The organism is Streptosporangium sp. OZ121 (assembly GCF_051918885.1).
Taxonomy (GTDB): Bacteria; Actinomycetota; Actinomycetes; order Streptosporangiales; family Streptosporangiaceae; genus Streptosporangium.
Genome location: NZ_JBPXMC010000037.1, coordinates 49,488 through 67,839 on the forward strand (window position 1 = coordinate 49,488; position 18,352 = coordinate 67,839).

Annotated in this window: 19 protein-coding genes; 8 read left to right on the forward strand and 11 right to left on the reverse strand. The window is 71.5% G+C overall.

Annotation, left to right across the window (positions count from 1 at the left end; translation table 11 throughout):
• The first annotated feature begins 33 nt into the window (after positions 1-33).
• The 3 genes from bioD (at position 34) to ACTOQ1_RS38355 (ending at position 3,693) form a co-directional block, all read left to right on the forward strand.
• Positions 34-756: a dethiobiotin synthase gene (gene bioD / locus ACTOQ1_RS38345; RefSeq protein WP_440073015.1), complete on the forward strand. Its 723-nt coding sequence runs from the start codon at positions 34-36 to the stop codon at positions 754-756.
• Positions 757-795: 39 nt separating this feature from the next.
• On the forward strand, positions 796-1,791 hold the full coding sequence (gene bioB, locus ACTOQ1_RS38350; protein ID WP_440073016.1) for a biotin synthase BioB: 996 nt from the start codon (positions 796-798) through the stop codon (positions 1,789-1,791).
• Positions 1,792-2,040: 249 nt separating this feature from the next.
• Positions 2,041-3,693: an acetolactate synthase gene (locus tag ACTOQ1_RS38355; RefSeq protein WP_440073017.1), complete on the forward strand. Its 1,653-nt coding sequence runs from the start codon at positions 2,041-2,043 to the stop codon at positions 3,691-3,693.
• A 58-nt stretch (positions 3,694-3,751) separates the two neighbouring features.
• Here ACTOQ1_RS38355 and ACTOQ1_RS38360 read toward each other — a convergent pair whose 3' ends face one another.
• Positions 3,752-5,515: a serine/threonine protein kinase gene (locus ACTOQ1_RS38360; RefSeq protein ID WP_440073018.1), complete on the reverse strand. Its 1,764-nt coding sequence runs from the start codon at positions 5,513-5,515 to the stop codon at positions 3,752-3,754.
• A gap of 324 nt (positions 5,516-5,839) precedes the next feature.
• Positions 5,840-6,049 carry a biotin synthase auxiliary protein BsaP gene (gene bsaP / locus ACTOQ1_RS38365; protein WP_440073019.1) on the reverse strand — a complete coding sequence of 70 codons (210 nt, stop codon included), beginning with the start codon at positions 6,047-6,049 and terminating at the stop codon, positions 5,840-5,842.
• Here bsaP and ACTOQ1_RS38370 point away from each other — a divergent pair.
• Positions 6,048-6,446, forward strand: coding sequence for a thioesterase family protein (locus tag ACTOQ1_RS38370; RefSeq protein ID WP_440073020.1), 399 nt, complete (start codon positions 6,048-6,050; stop codon positions 6,444-6,446). The two genes, bsaP and ACTOQ1_RS38370, sit on opposite strands and share 2 nt — an antisense overlap.
• Here ACTOQ1_RS38370 and ACTOQ1_RS38375 read toward each other — a convergent pair.
• The 6 genes from ACTOQ1_RS38375 to ACTOQ1_RS38400 all read right to left on the reverse strand — a co-directional run bounded on the left by ACTOQ1_RS38375 (position 6,436) and on the right by ACTOQ1_RS38400 (position 11,613).
• Positions 6,436-6,648 (reverse strand): biotin/lipoyl-binding carrier protein, encoded by a 213-nt coding sequence (locus tag ACTOQ1_RS38375; RefSeq protein ID WP_440073021.1) that lies wholly within the window; start codon positions 6,646-6,648, stop codon positions 6,436-6,438. The two genes, ACTOQ1_RS38370 and ACTOQ1_RS38375, sit on opposite strands and share 11 nt — an antisense overlap.
• 171 nt (positions 6,649-6,819) lie before the next feature.
• Complete coding sequence (locus tag ACTOQ1_RS38380) at positions 6,820-8,100, reverse strand: HD-GYP domain-containing protein (protein ID WP_440073022.1); 1,281 nt, start codon at positions 8,098-8,100, stop codon at positions 6,820-6,822.
• Complete coding sequence (locus ACTOQ1_RS38385) at positions 8,097-9,452, reverse strand: HD-GYP domain-containing protein (RefSeq protein ID WP_440073023.1); 1,356 nt, start codon at positions 9,450-9,452, stop codon at positions 8,097-8,099. Before ACTOQ1_RS38385 ends, ACTOQ1_RS38380 begins: the two co-directional genes overlap by 4 nt.
• Before the next feature lie 228 nt (positions 9,453-9,680).
• Positions 9,681-10,625 (reverse strand): NAD-dependent epimerase/dehydratase family protein, encoded by a 945-nt coding sequence (locus ACTOQ1_RS38390; RefSeq protein ID WP_440073024.1) that lies wholly within the window; start codon positions 10,623-10,625, stop codon positions 9,681-9,683.
• A 51-nt stretch (positions 10,626-10,676) separates the two neighbouring features.
• Positions 10,677-10,943, reverse strand: a complete 267-nt coding sequence (gene rsrA / locus ACTOQ1_RS38395) for a mycothiol system anti-sigma-R factor (protein WP_440073025.1) — start codon at positions 10,941-10,943, stop codon at positions 10,677-10,679.
• 64 nt (positions 10,944-11,007) lie between these two features.
• The gene (locus ACTOQ1_RS38400) at positions 11,008-11,613 is read right to left on the reverse strand and encodes a sigma-70 family RNA polymerase sigma factor (RefSeq protein WP_440073027.1); all 606 of its coding nucleotides are present in this window, start codon (positions 11,611-11,613) and stop codon (positions 11,008-11,010) included.
• Positions 11,614-11,901: 288 nt separating this feature from the next.
• Between ACTOQ1_RS38400 and ACTOQ1_RS38405 the strand changes: the two genes are divergently transcribed.
• Entirely contained in the window at positions 11,902-12,639 is a 738-nt protein-coding gene (locus ACTOQ1_RS38405) for a class I SAM-dependent methyltransferase (protein ID WP_440073028.1), read from the forward strand.
• A gap of 107 nt (positions 12,640-12,746) precedes the next feature.
• Here the strand turns inward: ACTOQ1_RS38405 and ACTOQ1_RS38410 are convergent, their stop codons facing one another.
• Together ACTOQ1_RS38410 and ACTOQ1_RS38415 are read right to left on the reverse strand one after the other, a co-directional pair.
• A complete protein-coding gene (locus ACTOQ1_RS38410; RefSeq protein ID WP_362697709.1) occupies positions 12,747-13,085 on the reverse strand; it encodes a TraR/DksA family transcriptional regulator in 339 nt (112 codons plus the stop codon).
• A 264-nt stretch (positions 13,086-13,349) separates the two neighbouring features.
• A complete protein-coding gene (locus ACTOQ1_RS38415) occupies positions 13,350-14,087 on the reverse strand; it encodes an SOS response-associated peptidase (RefSeq protein WP_440073029.1) in 738 nt (245 codons plus the stop codon).
• A 206-nt stretch (positions 14,088-14,293) separates the two neighbouring features.
• On the opposite strand from ACTOQ1_RS38415, the gene aroA reads away from it, so the two are divergent.
• Together aroA and rsgA are read left to right on the forward strand one after the other, a co-directional pair.
• The gene (gene aroA / locus ACTOQ1_RS38420) at positions 14,294-15,571 is read left to right on the forward strand and encodes a 3-phosphoshikimate 1-carboxyvinyltransferase (RefSeq protein WP_440073030.1); all 1,278 of its coding nucleotides are present in this window, start codon (positions 14,294-14,296) and stop codon (positions 15,569-15,571) included.
• A 94-nt stretch (positions 15,572-15,665) separates the two neighbouring features.
• Positions 15,666-16,727, forward strand: a complete 1,062-nt coding sequence (gene rsgA / locus ACTOQ1_RS38425; protein ID WP_440073050.1) for a ribosome small subunit-dependent GTPase A — start codon at positions 15,666-15,668, stop codon at positions 16,725-16,727.
• A gap of 152 nt (positions 16,728-16,879) precedes the next feature.
• On the opposite strand, the gene ACTOQ1_RS38430 is transcribed toward rsgA, so the two are convergent.
• Positions 16,880-17,323, reverse strand: coding sequence for a DUF4442 domain-containing protein (locus ACTOQ1_RS38430; RefSeq protein ID WP_440073031.1), 444 nt, complete (start codon positions 17,321-17,323; stop codon positions 16,880-16,882).
• A 139-nt stretch (positions 17,324-17,462) separates the two neighbouring features.
• Here ACTOQ1_RS38430 and hisN point away from each other — a divergent pair, with 139 nt between their 5' ends.
• Positions 17,463-18,266: a histidinol-phosphatase gene (gene hisN / locus ACTOQ1_RS38435; RefSeq protein WP_440073032.1), complete on the forward strand. Its 804-nt coding sequence runs from the start codon at positions 17,463-17,465 to the stop codon at positions 18,264-18,266.
• The last annotated feature ends 86 nt before the right edge of the window (positions 18,267-18,352 follow it).

The following is an 18,352-nucleotide window of genomic DNA, read 5'->3' on the forward strand; positions in this document are numbered from 1 at the left end:
CCCGCGCGGCCCCGCCCGCCTAAGGTGAGGCGGGTGAGCATTCTCGTGGTCACCGGGACCGACACCGGGGTGGGAAAGACGGTCGTCACCGCGGCGGTGGCCGCGCTCGCCAGGGAGCGGGGCTCCTCGGTGGCGGTGGTGAAGCCCGCGCAGACCGGGGTGTCCGGTGCCGAGCCGGGCGACGTGGACAACGTCATCCGGCTGTCCGGGGTACGGACGACCTTCGAGCTGGCCAGGTATCCCGCCGCGCTGTCCCCCGCCGCGGCGGCGCGCCTGTCCGGCCTGCCGCCGGTCTCCGTCACGCGGGCGGCGGCCCGGATCAAGGAGCTGGCCGACTCGCACCGGCTGGTGATCGTCGAGGGGGCGGGCGGGCTGCTCGTCCGCTTCGACGAGGAGGGGGCGACCCTCGCCGACCTCGCCCGGGCGCTCTCGGCCCAGGTGCTCCTGGTGACCAGAGCCGGGCTGGGCACGCTCAACCACACCGCGCTGACGCTGGAGGCGATGGCCCACCGGGGACTGGAGCCCGCCGGAGTGGTGATCGGCTCCTGGCCGGCCGAGCCCGGCCTCGCCGAGCGGAGCAACGTGGCGGACCTGGAGATGCTGGCCGCCCGGCCGCTGGCGGGCGCCCTCCCTGAGGGGGCCGGGTCGCTGGAGCGCGACGCCTTCACCCGCGCGGCCCGCGCGGGACTGGGCCCGGCGCTGGGCGGCGGCTTCGACCCCCCTTCCTTCCGCGCCACCCTTAGGCTTTCCCCGTAGCCGGAGCCGCGGAGTTCCTCTCCACGCTGGAGGTATTTGATGAGCGACATCCTCGAGATCGCCCGGACCCAGGTGCTGGAGGAGGGACGCGGCCTCGACGCGGCGCAGGCGCTGCGCTGCCTGGAGCTGCCCGACGACCGCCTGGCCGAGCTGCTGGCCCTCGCCCACGAGGTGCGGATGAAGTGGTGCGGCCCGGAGGTGGAGGTCGAGGGGATCGTCTCCCTCAAGACCGGCGGCTGCCCCGAGGACTGCCACTTCTGCTCGCAGTCGGGGCAGTTCTCCTCCCCGGTCCGCGCCGTCTGGCTGGACATCCCATCGCTGGTCGAGGCCGCCAGGGAGACCGCGGCGACGGGAGCCACCGAGTTCTGCATCGTGGCCGCCGTGCGGGGCCCCGACCGGCGGCTGATGGACCAGGTCCGCCAGGGTGTGAAGGCGATCCGCGAGGCGGTCGACATCAACGTCGCGTGCTCGCTGGGCATGCTCACCCGGGAGCAGGTGGACGAGCTTGCCGAGATGGGCGTGCACCGCTACAACCACAACCTGGAGACCGCGAGGTCGCACTTCGGCAAGGTCGTCACCACCCACACCTGGGAGGAGCGCTGGGACACCTGCCTGATGGTGCGCGAGGCCGGGATGGAACTGTGCTGCGGCGGCATCGTGGGCATGGGCGAGACGCGGGAGCAGCGCGCCGAGTTCGCCGGGCAGCTCGGCGAGCTGGCGCCCGACGAGGTCCCGCTGAACTTCCTCAACCCGCGTCCCGGCACCCCCTTCGCGTCCTTCCCGCTGCTGGAGGGGTCGGAGGCGCTGCGGACGATCGCCACCTTCAGGCTCGCGCTGCCCCGCACGATCCTGCGCTACGCGGGGGGCCGCGAGCTGACCCTGGGCGACCTGGGCACCCGGGACGGCATGCTCGGCGGCATCAACGCGATCATCGTGGGCAACTACCTGACCACCCTGGGCCGTACGCCCGAGGCCGACCTCGGCCTGCTGGCGGACCTCAAGATGCCCATCAAGGCGCTCTCCGACACCCTCTGAGCCCCGCGCGAAGGCTCCTCGTGAGAGACGCGAGAAGCCCCGCGAGCCGGCGATAACCCCGGCGGGTCCGCGCTCCGGCCCGTACCCGATCCCCCGCCGGTGCCGTACGGCCCGCGCGGGCTCGCCACCAGGTGTTGCGTGGCCTATTTCCGGATAAACGGGATATGCGACGGCCGCATTAGGCGAAGGGATCTGGGCAGGGAGAACAATCCCTGTCCGGCTAAGTGACTGACTGGTAGGTTGCGCGATATGGAGTCTCCCAAGCACGCAGGTGACATAGCGGTCGCCGTCTCCAAGGCATACGGCATCGAGACCATGTTCACCCTGTCCGGCGGGCACGTCTTCCCGCTCTACGACGGCGCGGTCCACGAGGGCATGCCCATCCTGGACGTCCGTCACGAGCAGAGTGCCGTCTTCGCCGCCGAGGCGACCGCGCGGCTGACACGCAAACCCGGGCTGGCCGTGCTCACCGCGGGCCCCGGCATCACCAACGGCGTCAGCGGGGTGGCCACCGCGCACTTCAACGGGTCCCCCGTGGTGGTCATGGGAGGCCGTGCCCCGCAGTCGCGCTGGGGGTCGGGCGCGCTGCAGGAGATCGACCACCCGCCGCTGTTCGCGCCCATCACCAAGCTGGCCTTCACCGGCTCCGGCGCCGACTCCGTCGCGCAGGACGTGGAGATGGCCTTCCGCACGGCCCTCGCCCCGCACCGCGGTCCCGTGTTCCTCGACTTCCACATGGACCACCTCTTCTCGGCCGCGCCCGCCCTCGAGGAGGCCCCCGAGACGCTGACCCCGTCGCCGCTGGAGCCCGACCCCGAGGCGCTGGCCGCGATCGCCCAGCTGATCGCCGAAGCCCAGCACCCGGTGCTGGTGCTCGGCTCGGACGTGTGGATGGACCGTGCCGAGGAGGTCGCCAGGAGCTTCGTCGAGGAGTACCGCCTGCCGGTCATCCCCAACGGCCAGGGCCGCGGCATCCTGCCCGCCGGTCACGAGCTGCTGGTCACCCGGGCCAGGGGGATGGCGTTCTCGCAGGCCGACCTGGTGATCGTGGCGGGCGCCCCGATCGACTTCCGCCTCGGTTACGGCTGGTTCGGCGGCAAGGACGGCGCCCCGCTCGCCAAGGTCGTGCACCTGGCCGACGCGCCGTCGCAGCTGACCACGCACATGGATCCCGCGGCCGTCGCCGCCGGCGACCTCTCGCTGCTCTTCTGGAGCCTCGGCGCGGCCTGTGCCAACGCGGGCGTCTCCCCCAAGACCTACGCGCCCTGGGTGACGCAGCTGTCCGAGGCCGCCTCGGCCGCCATCGCCGCCGACACCGCCCTGCTGGAGTCCGCGTCCGACCCGATCCACCCGATGCGGATCTACGGGGAGCTGAGCAAGGTCCTCGCCGACGACGCCGTGGTGATCGGCGACGGCGGCGACTTCGTCTCGTACGCGGGCAAGTACGTCGAGCCGCGGCAGCCGGGCAACTGGCTCGACCCGGGCCCGTACGGCTGCCTGGGCACCGGCCTGGGCTACGCCATCGCCGCCAGGATCGCCCGTCCCTCCTCGCAGGTGGTGCTGCTGCTCGGCGACGGCGCGGCCGGCTTCTCGCTGATGGACGTCGACACGCTCGTGCGCCACCGCCTGCCCGTCGTGATGATCTGCGGCAACAACGGCATGTGGGGCCTGGAGAAGCACCCCATGCAGATGCTCTACGGCTACGACGTGGCCGCCGAGCTGCAGCCGCAGTGCCGCTACGACCAGGTGGTGACCGCCCTCGGCGGCGGCGGCGAGCTCGTCACCGACCCGTCGGAGATCGGCCCTGCCCTGCGCCGCGCGTTCGACTCCGGCATCCCCTACATGGTCAACATCGCCACCGACCCCTCGGTGGCCTACCCCCGGCACACCACGGGCGTCTAGGAGAGCGCAACCGGGCTCGCGCACGAGGACCGGAAGGTCCGCTGGCGCGAGCCGGTCGTCACTTGGCGTAGGGCTTGCCGGTCGCCGTCGGCGTCGCCGACGGCGTCGGCGGGCAGTCGGCGATGGCGGCGATGATCTCCACCGGCTTGGACGGGTCCCACATCGTGCCCCCGCCCGGGCGGGACTCGACGATCTGGGTGCAGTTCTCCGGCTTGACGTCGGCGCTGTAGGAGAGCGTCACCTTGAAACCCGCCTGCTTGAGCGCCGCGGTCGCCGCTTCCGGCTTCATGCCGACGGTGTCCGGGACACTCTTCTTCGGCTTCGGCGTCGGGGTCGGCGTGGGGGTGGGAGTCGGTTTCGGCGTCTTCGTGGCCGTCGTCGGGGTGGGAGTCGGTGACCCCTCGTCCGAAGTGGGCTTCGGGGTGGGCCGGTTCTGTGACGGGCGCGACGCTCTCGGGGTGGCCGTCGGCGTCTTGCGGGGCGGCTTCGTCCCGGACACCTTCGACGGCTTGCCGGCGCTGGGCGTGACCACCGGGTACTTCATGGGATCGGTGTTCGACGTCGTGGAGGCCGCCATCCCGTTGATCGCCACCGCGACGAGACCGGCGCACATCACGGCCGCGACCGCCGACGCCACGACCAGCCCGCTCTTGCGCCGCGGCTTCTGCGCGGCACGGCGGCCACGGCCCTGCGCGCCCGCCTCGACGGCCGCTCCGGCTCCCGCCGTCGGCGCGGTGAAGTGCTGCGAGCCTCCCTGCCAGTTTCCGGTCGGCGCCTGCGATCCCTGCCAGTTTCCGGTCGGCGCCTGGGCATCCTGCCAGCCGCCGGCGGGAGCCTGAGCGCCCTGCCGGCCCGTCTGCGGCGTGGCCGGCCCCTGGCCCTGCTGCCAGCCGGTCTGCCCCTGCGGGCCCGGCTGGGGGACCTGCGCCTGCCATCCGGTCCCCGGCGGCTCGGCCTGCTGCGCGGACGCCGACAGCGTGTCGCCGCCCTCCGCGCCGAAGGCCGCCTGCCTGGCGGCGGCGCTCATGGCCGCGGCGCTGGGGAAGCGCCGGGCCGGATCCTTGGCCAAGGAGCGCTCCACAAGCGCGCGAACCGCGGGCGGGATGTCCGGCGGCAGCGGCGGCGGCGCCTCGCGGATGTGCTTGAGCGCGATGGTGACGGGCGTGTCGCCGTCGAACGGGCGCTGCCCGGCCAGGCACTCGTACGCCACCACGCCCAGCGCGTAGATGTCCACGGCGGGCGTGACGGGCGCGCCCTCGGCCTGCTCGGGCGCGCAGTAGGCGGCGGTGCCGAGCACCATGCCCGCGTCCGTCAACCGGCTGGCGGTGTCGGACCTGGCGATGCCGAAGTCGGTGAGCACGAGCGTGCCGTCCGAGCGCACCAGCAGGTTGCCCGGCTTGATGTCCCGGTGGACGATGCCCTGGTCGTGGACCGCCTGCAGTGCCGAGGCCGCCTGGGCGATGAGGTCCATCGCGGCCCCGGGGGCGACCCGTCGCAGCCGCCCGAGCAGGCGGTCGAGCGGCTCGCCGTCGACGAACTTCATCACTAGGTATGCCGTCGCCCCCGCGCCGGGCACCTCGTGAACCCCGTAGTCGTACACGTCGACGACCCCGGGGTGGTTGATCGTCGCCATCGCCCGGGCCTCACCCTGGAAGCGAACCAGGAAGCCCGGATCGTCGGTACGGCCCGGGAGCAGCACCTTTACGGCGACAGTGCGGGCCAGGACCATGTCCTCGCCCTTCCACACCTCGCCCATACCGCCGGCGCCGATGCGGGTGCTTAGGCGATACCGCCCCGCCAGCGTCGTGCCTTGGGCCACCATGACTCCCCCGTAACCCTCTCCACTCCTACCTCAGAGCTCTCAACAAAGCGCACCCGTATCGCGGCATCGTCACGGCGCTGTAACGAAACCCTGCGTGCCGGATGGCTCACAAACGAGACGCGTGCCGTAGCATCGCACAAAACCTGGCACTTTTGGGCGTACTTGTGCACCTTGCAGGCCCTTGTGTCCAGGGCCACTCGGGAGTCACGCAGGAAACAGCCAACCCGGGTGCCACGGCGTCACCCCGAGATATCCGGGGCGAACTCCCTAAAACCCTACAAGGGTACGCAAAAAACACCTAAGCCGGGGTGAAACCGGCCGGTGTCAACCGCTCGTCGTGCCGTGCTCGGCGCAGCGCGCGGACCAGCCGCCGGGGGTCACCTGCACCACCATCCGGCGGCGGCAGCGGGAACAGTAACGGGGCGGCTCCATCGCACGGGCCGCCAGGCACGCGGCGTGGTCGGCCTCGCCCTCCGGGCGCCCGCAGTGGTCGCAGTACGGGGTCACGGGACCAGACCCTATGCTGACGCGCATGACGCTCGCTCCCGGTCTGCAGGCACGGCTTCTCATCATGGTGGAAGGGGAGGACACCGCGACGAAGGTCGGCAGCGGTGACGTGCCGGTGCTGGCCACTCCTCGCCTGCTCGCCTTCGCCGAGCGGGCCACCGTCCAGGCGATCGCGGGCGCCCTGGCCCCGGGCCAGACCTCCGTGGGCACCCGGGTCTCCCTGGAGCATCTGGAGGCCAGCCCGATCGGCACGCATGTCGAGATCGCCGTCGAGCTCACCGAGGTCGACGGGCGCCGCCTGGTCTTCGGCTTCACCGCCCGCGACCGGAAGGCCCTCGTCGCCTCGGGAACGATCGAACGCGTGGTCGTCGACCGCGAGCGCTTCCTCGCCCGGCTCGTCCGCGACGACGGGACTACTCGATGACGGCGATCAGGTCGCCCTCCTGAATGACGTCGCCCTCGGTGACCTGCAGCTTGGCGATCACGCCGCTGTCTTCGGCGAGAACCGGGATCTCCATCTTCATCGACTCGAGGATGACCACGGTGTCACCGGCCTCGACGGGGTCGCCCTCGGCCACGAGGATCTTCCAGACGTTCGCCACCATCTCGGCGCGGATCTCAGCCACCGGAAACTCCCATCGTCAACGTTCTTCAACTGTGCCAGACAGAGCCGATCACGTCCGTATACGGGCCGCCAGTTTCGTATCGCGGTTTTCGCCGACGAGCTCCGGCCGCTCGGGCGACCCGGCGTGGAACGAAGGAACCGCCCAGGGTCGCCCGAGCGGCCCGCGTGAGGCCTAGAGACGGTGAATCGGGGCCAGCCTGTCGATCACCCGGGCCATCGCCTCCACGACCGTCGGGTCGTACTCCCGCCCCACGCCGAGCCGGAGCCGCTCCAGGGCGGCACCCGCCCGGTCGCGGTCACTGGAACCACCGACGAGATCGTCGTAGGCGTTGGCCGCCTTGATGATGCGGCTGGCCATCGGAGGCTGCTCCGCGCAGGTGTCGCACTGGCGGCGGACGATCTCGGCCACCCGGTCCAGCACCCCGGTCTGCTTGATCACCTCCGCGCCCAGCTCGGCGATGCGCCGCGCCTGCTCGGGGTCGGTGAGGACCGTGGCGCCGCCGGGAATGGGATCGCGCAACGACAGCTGGCCGATGTCGTGCATGAGCGCGGCGTACTCCAGTTCCAGCAGCTCGGGCTCCGCCGTGCCGAGCTCCCGCCCGACCGCCACCGACAGGCGGCTCACCCGGCGGGAGTGCCCCGGCTCGACGTACCCGCCGACCTCGGTGACCCGCGCCAGCGCCCGTACGGTCTGCAGGTAGGTCGCCCTGATCCCGGCGTACTTGCGGAAGGCGACCTGGGTGACCAGCAGCGGCGCGGCGAAGACCAGCAACGCGGTCATGCCCATGCTGTGCGAGGCGAGCGCGAGCAGGATGCCCGAGGCGGCGACGGCGGCCCCCAGCGGCGCGGCCATCCACAGCTCGTCGTGGACGGCCACCCTGAGGGCGGCCCGCACCTGCTCGGCCCGCAGCACGGCGGCCAGCAGCACGTCGACCACCACCATGAGCAGGATGAACAGGGCCATCACGCCGAGCGCGGGCCACCAGCCGCTCTCCCCTTCCCTGGCCAGGTCGAACAACGGCCCGGCCAGGGGCCGGTAGGCCAGCGCGAGCAGGGCGCCGGTGAAGAGCCTGCGCGCCATCCCGTCCAGCTGGGGCGGGCGGCCCACTGCGAGGTGCGGCAGCGCCCCCGCGACCATGCCGGCCGCCAGCACCGCGACGACCTGCAGCGCCGAGTGCCGCGCGGGATCGCCGCCCATGTCCAGCAGGAGCGTGTAGCCGAGCGCGGCCGCCGCGCCGATCGGCGCCACCTCCCTGTTGCCGGGCATGGTGAGCCTGGCCAGTTCCCCGATGGCGATCAGAGCGCCGAAGGCGACGGCGATCTGGGGGTCGAGCAGGCCGGTCGCGGCCGTGTGGGCCACCCCGGCCACCGCCAGGAGGCCGGCCGCGCAGATCAGCAGGAGCTGGCCCGAGTCGAGCGTCTGGAAAACCCGGTTGGCGCCGGAGCCGTTCATCGCTCGGACACCACCTGGATGGGTACGGTCGGGTCGTCGTGGTCCTTCGCCGTGGTCTCCGACACGTCGGCCGGGGGCGTGACGATCGTGCGCGGCGGCTCCCAGCCGTCACGGTCGACGGCCTTGACGAACGCGACCACCATCACCGGGTCGAACTGGGTGCCGGCGCCCTTGCGCAGCTCGGCCATCGCCACCTCGCGCGAGCGGGCGTTGCGGTAGGAGCGGTCGGAGGTCATCGAGTCGAAGGCGTCGGCCACCGCGATGATCCTGGCGAACTCCGGGATCTCGTCGCCCGCCAGCCCCATCGGGTAACCCTTGCCGTCCTGCCGCTCGTGGTGGTGCATGATCCCGGCGAACGCCTCGTCCAGGAAGTCGATGCCGCGCACGATCTCCAGCCCGCGCATCGGATGGAGCTGGATGGCCGCGAACTCCTCCTCGCTGAGCGGGCCGTCCTTCTGCAGCACCTTGGTCGGCACGCCCAGCTTGCCGACGTCGTGCAGCATCCCGGCGTAGCGGATCGCGCGCAGCCGCTCCGACCCCATGCCGATCTCCTCGGCGATCATGCCGGCGGCCAGGGAGACGCGGGTGCAGTGGCCGCGCGTGTAGTAGTCCTTGGTCTCCACGGCCTGGCAGAGCGCGGCGATCGTCGCGTCGTAGGAGCGCTGCTGCGCGAGATACTGGCCGAAGGCCCAGCGGGCCACGAAGAGCGGAAGCAGCACGAGCACCGCGGAGATCGAGCTGACCGTGGCCCACAGCCCGGCGATCAGCAGCCCGAAGGTGGCGTAGCCGAAGTAGGAGACCATGAACTGCGCCACGCCCCGCAGCGGCACCTGGTCGGCCTGGCCGGTGAGCTTCAGCACGATCGCGATCAGGACGAAGTTGAGGGGCACGAAGACGGCCGCCGCGCCCGCGAACGGCACGATGATGGCGTCGAACCCGTCGATGGTCGGCACCCCGGACCTGCCGCCGAGCCACACGTAGACCCGGCCCGCGACGTAGCCGCAGATGGCGAACTGGGCGCTGTTGAACAGCCGCTTCACCAGCGGCAGGCCGGGCCGCACGCTGAACATGGCCGTCATGCCGACCAGCGCCGCCCCCTCGGGGCCGAGCAGCACCACCGCGGCGAGCACGGCGGAGAAGCTGACCGACACCGCGGCCTGCCGGACGTGCAGCAGGGTGGGCACCGACTCGCACACCAGGAACAGCAGGGCCAGCACCATGAGGTTGGACCAGTCGAGCGGATCCAGCCGGCCGTCCTCGGCCACGTTGTATCCGAGCAGCGCGAACGCGGCTCCGATGACAAGGATCAGATAGACCTTGGCAAACCACGGCAGTCCACGCAAAGCGGCCACCCTAGTGTTCCTAAAGGGCGCGTGCTCAGGTCCAGGAAATCCCAGGAAAGACCGGGGTGACCGTTTCCTTTAACATGCGCTGCCTCCACGTCGATTTCGCACCCAGGCTATCGAAGCGAACCTGCTCAGGAGGGCGAGACGGCCAATCGCAAGCAAAGCGTAATCAAGCAATCACCGGCCGCCATCGATGTCCGGGACCGCTCGGGGCCGCCTCGGGGCCCCGCGCCGTCACAGGCTCGCGAGTCTGGTCCTCGCCCAGTCGACGGTGCTCTTCAGCCCGACGGCCAGATCCGTCTGAGGACGCCAGCCGATCCCCTCGAACGCGGGGGCCGGGTCGACGGCCATCGCGGGGAGGTCGCCCAGCCGGGTGGGAGCCTCGCCCGGCTCGTCGGCGACACCGGCCGCCTCCGCGACCAGGGAGTGCAGCCTCCGGTCGGTGGTCTGGACGCCGGTGCCCAGGTTGAAACGGCCGCCGCCGCCCTCGGTGCCGCAGGCGCGGGCGAAGCCGTCCACCACGTCGTCGACGAAGATGTAGTCGCGGGTCTGGGAGCCGTCGCCGTACACCACCGTGGGGGTGCCGTTGAGCAGCGCGTCGGTGAAGATGGCGACCACCCCCGCCTCGCCGTCGGGCGACTGGCGCGGGCCGTAGACGTTGGAGAGCACCAGCGTGGTGTAGTCGATGCCGTGCAGCGCCTTGAACGTGGCCAGGTAGGTCTCCGCGCTCAGCTTGGAGGCGGCGTACGGGGAGCGCGGGTCGGTCGCCGCGCCGCCGGGGACCGGGATGACCGCCGGCCTGCCGTACACCGCGACCGAGGAGGCGAAGACGACCTTGCGGGTGCCTCCGTGGTGGGCCGCCGTCAGGACCGACGCGGTGCCCTCGACGTTGAGCCGGGCGTCGTGGACCGGGTCGGCCACGCTCTTGCGCACGCTGATCTGCGCGGCGAGATGGCAGACGACCTCGGGCCTCCACTCGGCGGCCAGGCCGATCAGGGCCGGGTCACGGATGTCCATCACGTGCAGGGCGAACAGGGGACTCTCCGCGGCGCGCACCAGGTTGCCCCGGTCGCCGCCCGACAGGTCGTCCACGACCGCGACCTCGTGCCCTTCGGCCAGCAGCCGGTCGACGAGGGTGGATCCGATGAATCCCGCCCCACCGGTCACGAGTATGCGCATGGTGAACCCCCATCGTCGTATGGCCAAGGCCGTACGAGAGATCCTAGGAGGTCAGCGAGCCAGTTCGGAGCGCACCTGGTCGATACGGCTGAGCACCTTGGCCCGCAGGTCGGCCGAGGCCTGGTCACAGCCGCAGTGCTTGGCGACGAGTTGCTTGACGACCTGCTCCAGGCCGTACTCCTCCAGGCAGGGGTGGCACTCGTCCAGGTGCACGCGGATGTCGGCGCAGTTGCCCTCGTCGAGCTCGCCGTCCAGGTAGGTGTAGACCTTGTCCAGGACCTCGCGACAGTCGGTGTCGTGGTGGTCGCCGCAGCTCATGCGATCACCCGGCCCCGGGGCAGGGAGCCCGTGCCGGCGGGCTCGTCTTTCCTGTCTCGCTCGTTCACTTCGCACCCTCCGCGGGAACCAGGCCACGCTCGCGGGCGTAGTCCTCAAGTTGGGTCCGCAGCTGGCGGCGGCCACGGTGCAGCCGCGACATCACGGTCCCGATGGGGGTCCCCATGATGTCGGCGATCTCCTTGTACGGGAAGCCCTCGACGTCGGCGAGGTAGACCGCGATGCGGAACTCCTCGGGAAGCGCGGCCAGCGCCCGCTTCACGTCGGTGTCGGGGAGGTGCTCGAGCGCCTCGATCTCCGCCGACTTCAGCCCGCCCGAGGTGTGCGACTCGGCCCTGGCCAGCTGCCAGTCCTCGATCTCCTCGGCGCCCGACTGCTTGGGCTCCCGCTGCTTCTTGCGGTAACTGTTGATGAAAGTGTTCGTCAGGATCCGGTAAAGCCAGGCCTTGAGGTTCGTGCCTTGCTGGAACTGGTGAAAGGACGCGAAGGCCTTCGCGAAGGTCTCCTGAAGAAGGTCCTCGGCGTCCGCGGGGTTCCGGGTCATCCGAAGCGCGGCGGAGTAGAGCTGGTCGAGATAGGGCATGACATCCCTCTCGAACCGTGTGCTCCGCTGCTCCAGAGTCTCCTCGTCTGTCGCAGGGACCTGACCCACCCCCTTAAGATCGCCGGAGTCCTGCTGACGCGGGACACCGTACTGAGCGGAGAATACCCGCTCGTCAGGGATAGGCCGATCACCGGGGCGGGTGACGGGTTCGATCAAGGCGAGCATCTGCTTGCCAACCTCCGAAAGGATCGTGCGTTGTCCGCTTGCAACACACCCGCACTGCCATCTGTTCCCGCAAGATAGAAGGTGACGAACGACCCGGTACGGGGAAAAAGAAGGTACGTACCGGTAGGTAGTTGAAAGACCACCGGATCCTCCCGACGCCAGGAGCTGCTTGTGCTGCCCATCCCGGCCGAAGAGCTGAACGGCTCAGGTGCGCTCGGGCCGTACTGGACCTTTTACCACGCGGTCGTGGCCGAGCAACTGAGCCGATGGCTGCCGGAAACCCCGTCCACCGTCCTCGACATGTCCTGCGGCGACGGCCGCTGGGCCGTCCAGGCGGCGAAGGCGGGACACCGGGTGATCGAGGTGGTCGACTTCCGCAGGCCCACGAACGGTCAGCCGCTGCACGACATCTCCAAGGTCAGCCAGGTACGCGCCGACGACCTGCGTTTCCTGCCCGACTGCAGCGTGGACGCCGTGCTCGCCGAGGAGCGCGCGATGTCGGTGGAGCTGATGGCCGAATCCGCGATCGGCGACGTCGCCCGGGTCCTGCGTCCCGGCGGCCGGGCGCTGGTCTGCGTCGACTCCCTGGTGCTGGGGATGGCGATACTCGCCGAGCAGAACTACTGGGCCCATCTGCGCCAGACCGGCGAGGTCATGCTCGTGCCCTGGCCCGACGGCAGCATCACCCGGTGCTTCAGCAGCGCCCAGCTGCGCGAGCTGCTCACCGACGCCGGGCTCGAGGTCGAGTGGATACGACCCCGCACGGTGCTGTCCCCCTCCACGGTCGACCACGTGCTCGCCTCCGACTCCCGGGCGCTCGCCTGGCTGGTCAACACGGAGCTGGACACCCACCCGGACGACGACGACACGGTGGGCATCCACCTGGTGGCCAGCGCCCGGCGCCCCTGAGGCCTGATGCCCGGCGCCCGGCGCGGCCACCGGGCGCCGGGCGGGGTCAGCGCCTGCCCCTGCGCGGCTCGCGCCCCGCACCCCGTCCCGGAGGACGACGGGCGGGGTCAGCGCCTGCGCTCGCGCCGGGACTGGCACGGCACGCAGCGGGCCGCCTCCGGCCGCGCCTCCAGCCTGCTCTCGGGGACCGGCGCGCCGCAGTCCGCGCAGAGGCCGTAACCTCCCTCGTCCATCCGTCTGAGCGCCTCCAGCACCGAGCGCCGGTGCCGGGTGGCCACCTCCAGCAGGGCCCGGTTGCGATCGGAGTCGGTCAGGTCGGAGCCGGCGTCGGCCGGGGACCGATCCCGTTCCCGGACGGCGGGGGAGTCCCCGCGAAGCACTCCGATGGACCGGTCGAGTTCGGCGAGCATGCTCTTCAGGCGCTCGCGCGCGGTCGCGACATCCACGAATCCGCACCTCCGGAAAGCCGGGGCGGCCTGTGTGGGGATCCCCGGCTCTCCCGTCAGGCGCAAAAAAAGGGGGGCTCTGTGACGGCGATCTCGTGACCTCGTCATCGCACCGATACGCCACTCCGTCACGAGGAATCGCTTTCCTCACCGGATGCCCACTTGGCGAAAGTTTTACACCGGATCACCCGGCGCTTTCACAAGGGGCGTGGCCACCACCCTCGCCCTGCGCTTCCGAGGAAGCGCCCGGCCGTCGCCGTCGCCCTACGCCTCCTTCATCGGCTCGACGAGCTCCGGGCTGTTGTTGCGCACCGAGTTGACGGCGGTGGAGACCGGATGGATCTCCAGTCCCGTGGAGCCCGCCGGGATCAGGAACCCCTGCGCGTCGGGCACCCCGGGGTCGAGCCACTCGCCCCAGCGGTCACGCTCGATCAGCATCGGCATCCGGTCGTGGACCCTGCCCGCCTCGTCCACGGCGTCGGTCGTGATGATCGTGCAGGTCACCAGCCAGGAGAGCGGGTCGTCGTCGTCCCGGCCCCGGTCCCGCCAGAACTCGTACAGTCCCGCCATCGCCATCACGCCGCCGTCGGCGGGGCGGACGAAGTAGGGCTGCTTCTTCGGCTTCCCCTTGGCGTCCTTCTCGTCCAGCACGACCCACTCGTAGTAGCCGTCGGCCGGGATCAGGCACCTGCGCTCGGCGAACGCCTTGCGGTAGGCGGGCTTCTCCGCCACCGTCTCCACCCGTGCGTTGATCATCTTCGAGCCGATGGACGGGTCCTTCGCCCAGGCGGGGACCAGCCCCCAGCGGACCACGCGAAGCTGCCTGACCGGCCGGCCGTCCGGCTCGGCCTTCGGCACCCGGCTCATCACCGCGTACACCGGTTTCGTGGGCGCGACGTTGTAGTCGGGCCTGAGTTCCTCGTCGGCCGCTCCGTCGAGCTCGACCTGGAACTCCTCCAGCAACTCCTGCTTGGCCCGCGCAGACGCGTATCTTCCGCACATGTCTCCACTTTCCCACGCCACGACGCGCCGGGGAGTCCCCAACCCCATTTTTCGATCTTGCCGCGACACCCGGCGGTGCCGCCGGGTGTCGCGGTGACGACGCCCTTACCCGGCCTGCCCGGCTCCTCACCTCATCGATCACGCGGACCCTCCCGTGCCCGGGCACGGAAGGGCGGCGTGGTGCGGGCACCGGTAGGCTTTTGACCATGTCCGCTCCGCTGTGGCCCGCGCCGACCGCGACCGAACCCGTCCGCGCGACCGTCCCCCTGCCCGGGTCGAAGTCCGTGACCAACCGCGCGCTGCTGCTCGCCGCGCTGGCCGAGGGACCCGGCACGGTACGCCTGGCGCTGCGCAGCCGCGACGCCGACCTGATGGCGGACGCGCTGCGGGCGCTGGGCGCGACGATGGTCCCCTCCAACGAGAGCGCCTCCGGCGTCGACTGGGCGATCACGCCCGGCCCCGTCACCGGCGGGGCCCGCATCGACGTGGGGCTGGCGGGCACGGTCATGCGCTTCGTGCCGCCGATGGCGGCGCTGGCCAGGGGCGAGGTCTTCTTCGACGGCGACCCGCACGCCCGCAAGCGCCCGATGGGCCCGATCCTGCGCGCGCTGCGCGCCCTCGGCGCCGAGGTGACGGGCGACGCGCTGCCGTTCACGGTGCGGGGACCGCTGGCCGGCGGCGAGGTCAGGCTCGACGCGTCCGGCTCGTCGCAGTTCCTCTCCGGCCTGCTGCTGGCGGCGGCGCGCTTCGAGAAGGGCGTGACGGTACGTCACGAGGGCCCGCCGATCCCCTCACAGCCGCACATCCAGATGACCGTCCAGATGCTCCGCGAGTTCGGCGTCGTGGTGGACGACTCCGAGCCCGACGTCTGGCGGGTCGAGCCCGGCCCCATCGGGGCGAGGGACTTCACGGTGGAGCCCGACCTGTCCAACGCGGCGCCCTTCCTGTCCGCCGCCATGGTGACCGGCGGCACGGTCACCATCCCCGACTGGCCCGCGCGGACGACCCAGCCGGGCGACCAGCTCCGCACGCTGCTGGCCGGCATGGGCGCCTCGGTGGAGCACACGCCCGAGGGCCTGGCGGTCACCGGCACCGGGCGGATCACCGGCATCGAGGCGGACCTGCGCGACGTGGCCGAGCTGACCCCGACGATCGCCGCGCTGGCCGCTCTCGCGAGCTCCCCCAGCAGGATCGGCGGCGTCGCCCACATCCGCGGGCACGAGACCGACCGGCTGGCCGCCCTGGTCGCCGAGATCAACGGCCTCGGCGGCGACGCGAACGAGACCGAGGACGGCCTGGAGATCAGGCCCCGCCCGCTCACCGGCGGGGTGTTCCACTCCTACGCCGACCACCGGATGGCCACCGCCGGAGCGGTGATCGGGCTGGCCGTGCCCGGCGTCGAGGTGGAGGACATCGCCACCACGGGTAAGACCCTCCCCGAGTTCGCCTCCATGTGGGCGGACATGCTGCGCGGCGCGCGGTGAGGGGCGACCGGCCGGCGCGGTCGGCGCGGCCGGCACGGCCGACAGGCCTCGCGGCCCTTCCCTGGGGCACACCGGGCCGGACAAGGCGGAGAAACTGAGAAAGCGCGAGTACGACGAGGACGACGTCAGGGTCAGGCCGGGGAAGGGATCCCGGCCCCGGACCCGGATTCGCCCTGCTCACGAGGACGCGATCCCGGCGTTCGTGGTCGCCGTCGACCGCGGCCGCTACACGTGCCTGGTCGAGTCGGCGGGCGAGAAGGGCCGCCGCCGCAGCAGGAAGGACCACGCGGAGGGCGCCGCGATGAGCGGCAGGGTCGTGGTCGCCATGAAGGCGCGCGAGCTGGGCCGCAAGGGCATCGTGGTCGGCGACCGGGTGGCCCTGGTGGGCGACGTCTCCGGCATGGCCGACACGCTGGCCCGCGTCGTGCGGGTGGAGCCCCGCACCTCCATGCTCCGCCGCTCCGCGGACGACACCGACGACACCGACGGCATCGAGCGTCCCGTGGTCGCCAACGCCGACCAGCTCGTCATCGTGACGGCCCTGGCCGACCCGCCGCCCCGGCCCCGCATGATCGACCGGATGCTCGTCGCGGCCTTCGACGCCGACATCGACCCGATGCTCTGCCTCACCAAGTCCGACCTCGCCTCGCCCGACGAGCTGGTCTCGCTGTACGACCCCCTCGGGGTGCCGTACGTGGTGGTCCAGAAGGGGGGCGGCCTGGAAGAGGTGCGAGAGCGCCTGAAGGGCCGGATCAGCGTGCTCGTCGGCCATTCGGGAGTGGGCAAGTCGACGCTGGTCAACGCCCTGGTGCCGGACGCCAACCGGGCCGTCTCCCACGTGAACGCGGTGACCGGCCGGGGTCGTCACACCTCCACGTCGGCCGTCGCCCTGGAACTGCCGGAGGGCGGCTGGATCATCGACACCCCGGGAGTGCGCAGCTTCGGGCTGGCCCACGTCTCGGTGGAGACGGTCCTGGCGGGCTTCCCCGACCTGATCGAGGGCACCGTCCAGTGTCCGAAGGGCTGCAACCACCTCTCCGAGGAGTGCGCCCTGGACGCCTGGGTGGCGGCCGGGCACGCCGACCCGGCCCGGCTCGCCTCCCTGCGCCGCCTGCTCGCCAGCCGCGAGGGCGCCTCCGACGACGACCAGTCGTGAGGGCGCGCCGGAGACGGGACCGAGGCCCGGCGAGACGGACGAACGGCCGGCGAAGCTCGCCGCGACGCGCCGGCACCGGCTGTCGCCGTCGCCAGGTCGCCGTCACCGGGCTGCCGTCACCGTCAGCGGAGCATCGGCGGTTCGGCACAGCGTCAGCGGTTCAACCGGAAGGCCCAGGCGACGGTCATCTCGGACACGAGGGTGCCGTCGGCGGTCCTGATCTCGACGGCGACGTCGAACTCGGGGCGCTCTCCCGCGTCCAGCGTGGCCACGACCTCCTCGCGGGAGGCCCGGAGGCGGGCCTCCGCGACGACCTCGCCCTTCGCGAGCTTCAGATAGCGGATCGCCGCGCTCTTGGCCAGCGGGGTGGCCCGTGACAGCTGGTCGCCGAAGGTGGAGATCATGGCGGCTCCGGAGGCCGTCTCCGCGACGCTGAACAGGGCTCCGGCGTGCGGGCCTCCCACGTGGTTGTGCAGATCGGCCCGGTCGGCCATCCGGGCGACGGCGAAGCCCGGTTCCACCTTGTCGAACGAGATACCCAGCGTCCTGGCGAACGGGACGCTCTGCAGCATGAACTCACCCACGTCAAAGGTCATACCGGAATGCTACTCGCCAGTAACACCGATGCCAACGGATGTTTCACGCGGTATCCGAGCCTGGTGGGACGCGACACGATTGTTCCGCTTGCTCCCTGATCTCCGCCATTCGGCCGTCGACGCGATAGCGTTGGCGCCCGTGACGGGTTACAACGACGATCTTCGCCTCGCGCACGTCATGGCCGACGCCGCCGACGACCTGACCATGCGCCGGTTCAAGTCCATGGACCTGCGGGTGGAGACCAAACCCGACCTCACACCGGTGAGCGACGCCGACCAGGCCGCCGAGGAGGCGATCCGCGCCGCACTCGGCCGGGCCAGGCCGCGCGACGCCGTGATCGGCGAGGAGTTCGGCGCGAGCGGCCATGGCGACCGCTCGTGGATCATCGACCCGATCGACGGGACCAAGAACTACGTGCGCGGAGTGCCCGTCTGGGCCACCCTCATCGCCCTGATGGACCAGGGCCGCGTCGTCGTGGGCCTGGTCTCCGCTCCCGCCCTCGGCCGCCGCTGGTGGGCCGCCCGCGACAGCGGCGCCTGGACCGGCAAGAGCCTCACCAAGGCCACGCGGTGCCGGGTCTCCTCCGTCACCAACCTTGAGGACGCCTCGTTCTCCTACTCCAGCATCGGCGGCTGGGAGGAGGCCGGAAAGCTCGACGCGTTCCTCGACCTGAACCGCTCCGTCTGGCGTAGCCGCGCCTACGGCGACTTCTGGTCGCACATGCTGGTCGCCGAGGGCGCGGCCGACGTGTCGGCGGAACCTGAGCTCTCCCCCTGGGACATCGCGGCGCTGACCGTGATCGTCGAGGAGGCGGGCGGCATCTGGACCGACCTGTCGGGCGTGCCCGACGTCGACGGCGGCAGCCTGCTGTGCAGCAACGGCCCCCTGCACGGCGAGGTCCTCAAACGCCTCGGCAGCGGACCGCTGACCCTCCCCGCCTAGCGACCCCGCCACCCGCTCCGCCCTTTCTCGCCCGGGAGCGTCCACGCGCGGCTCCATTCCTGGCGGCTCCGGACATCCGGCCGCGT

Bases quoted from the DNA above. Each gene is read 5' to 3' on its own strand.
- bioB (WP_440073016.1), top strand. From the start codon at position 796: ATGAGCGACATCCTCGAGATCGCCCGGACCCAGGTGCTGGAGGAGGGA.
- bsaP (WP_440073019.1), bottom strand. From the start codon at position 6,049: ATGCGCGTCAGCATAGGGTCTGGTCCCGTGACCCCGTACTGCGACCAC.
- ACTOQ1_RS38360 (WP_440073018.1), bottom strand. From the start codon at position 5,515: ATGGTGGCCCAAGGCACGACGCTGGCGGGGCGGTATCGCCTAAGCACC.
- ACTOQ1_RS38430 (WP_440073031.1), bottom strand. From the start codon at position 17,323: ATGACCTTTGACGTGGGTGAGTTCATGCTGCAGAGCGTCCCGTTCGCC.
- rsrA (WP_440073025.1), bottom strand. From the start codon at position 10,943: ATGAGCTGCGGCGACCACCACGACACCGACTGTCGCGAGGTCCTGGAC.
- ACTOQ1_RS38355 (WP_440073017.1), top strand. From the start codon at position 2,041: ATGGAGTCTCCCAAGCACGCAGGTGACATAGCGGTCGCCGTCTCCAAG.
- ACTOQ1_RS38390 (WP_440073024.1), bottom strand. From the start codon at position 10,625: ATGCGCATACTCGTGACCGGTGGGGCGGGATTCATCGGATCCACCCTC.
- ACTOQ1_RS38370 (WP_440073020.1), top strand. From the start codon at position 6,048: ATGACGCTCGCTCCCGGTCTGCAGGCACGGCTTCTCATCATGGTGGAA.
- ACTOQ1_RS38415 (WP_440073029.1), bottom strand. From the start codon at position 14,087: ATGTGCGGAAGATACGCGTCTGCGCGGGCCAAGCAGGAGTTGCTGGAG.
- ACTOQ1_RS38380 (WP_440073022.1), bottom strand. From the start codon at position 8,100: ATGAACGGCTCCGGCGCCAACCGGGTTTTCCAGACGCTCGACTCGGGC.
- aroA (WP_440073030.1), top strand. From the start codon at position 14,294: ATGTCCGCTCCGCTGTGGCCCGCGCCGACCGCGACCGAACCCGTCCGC.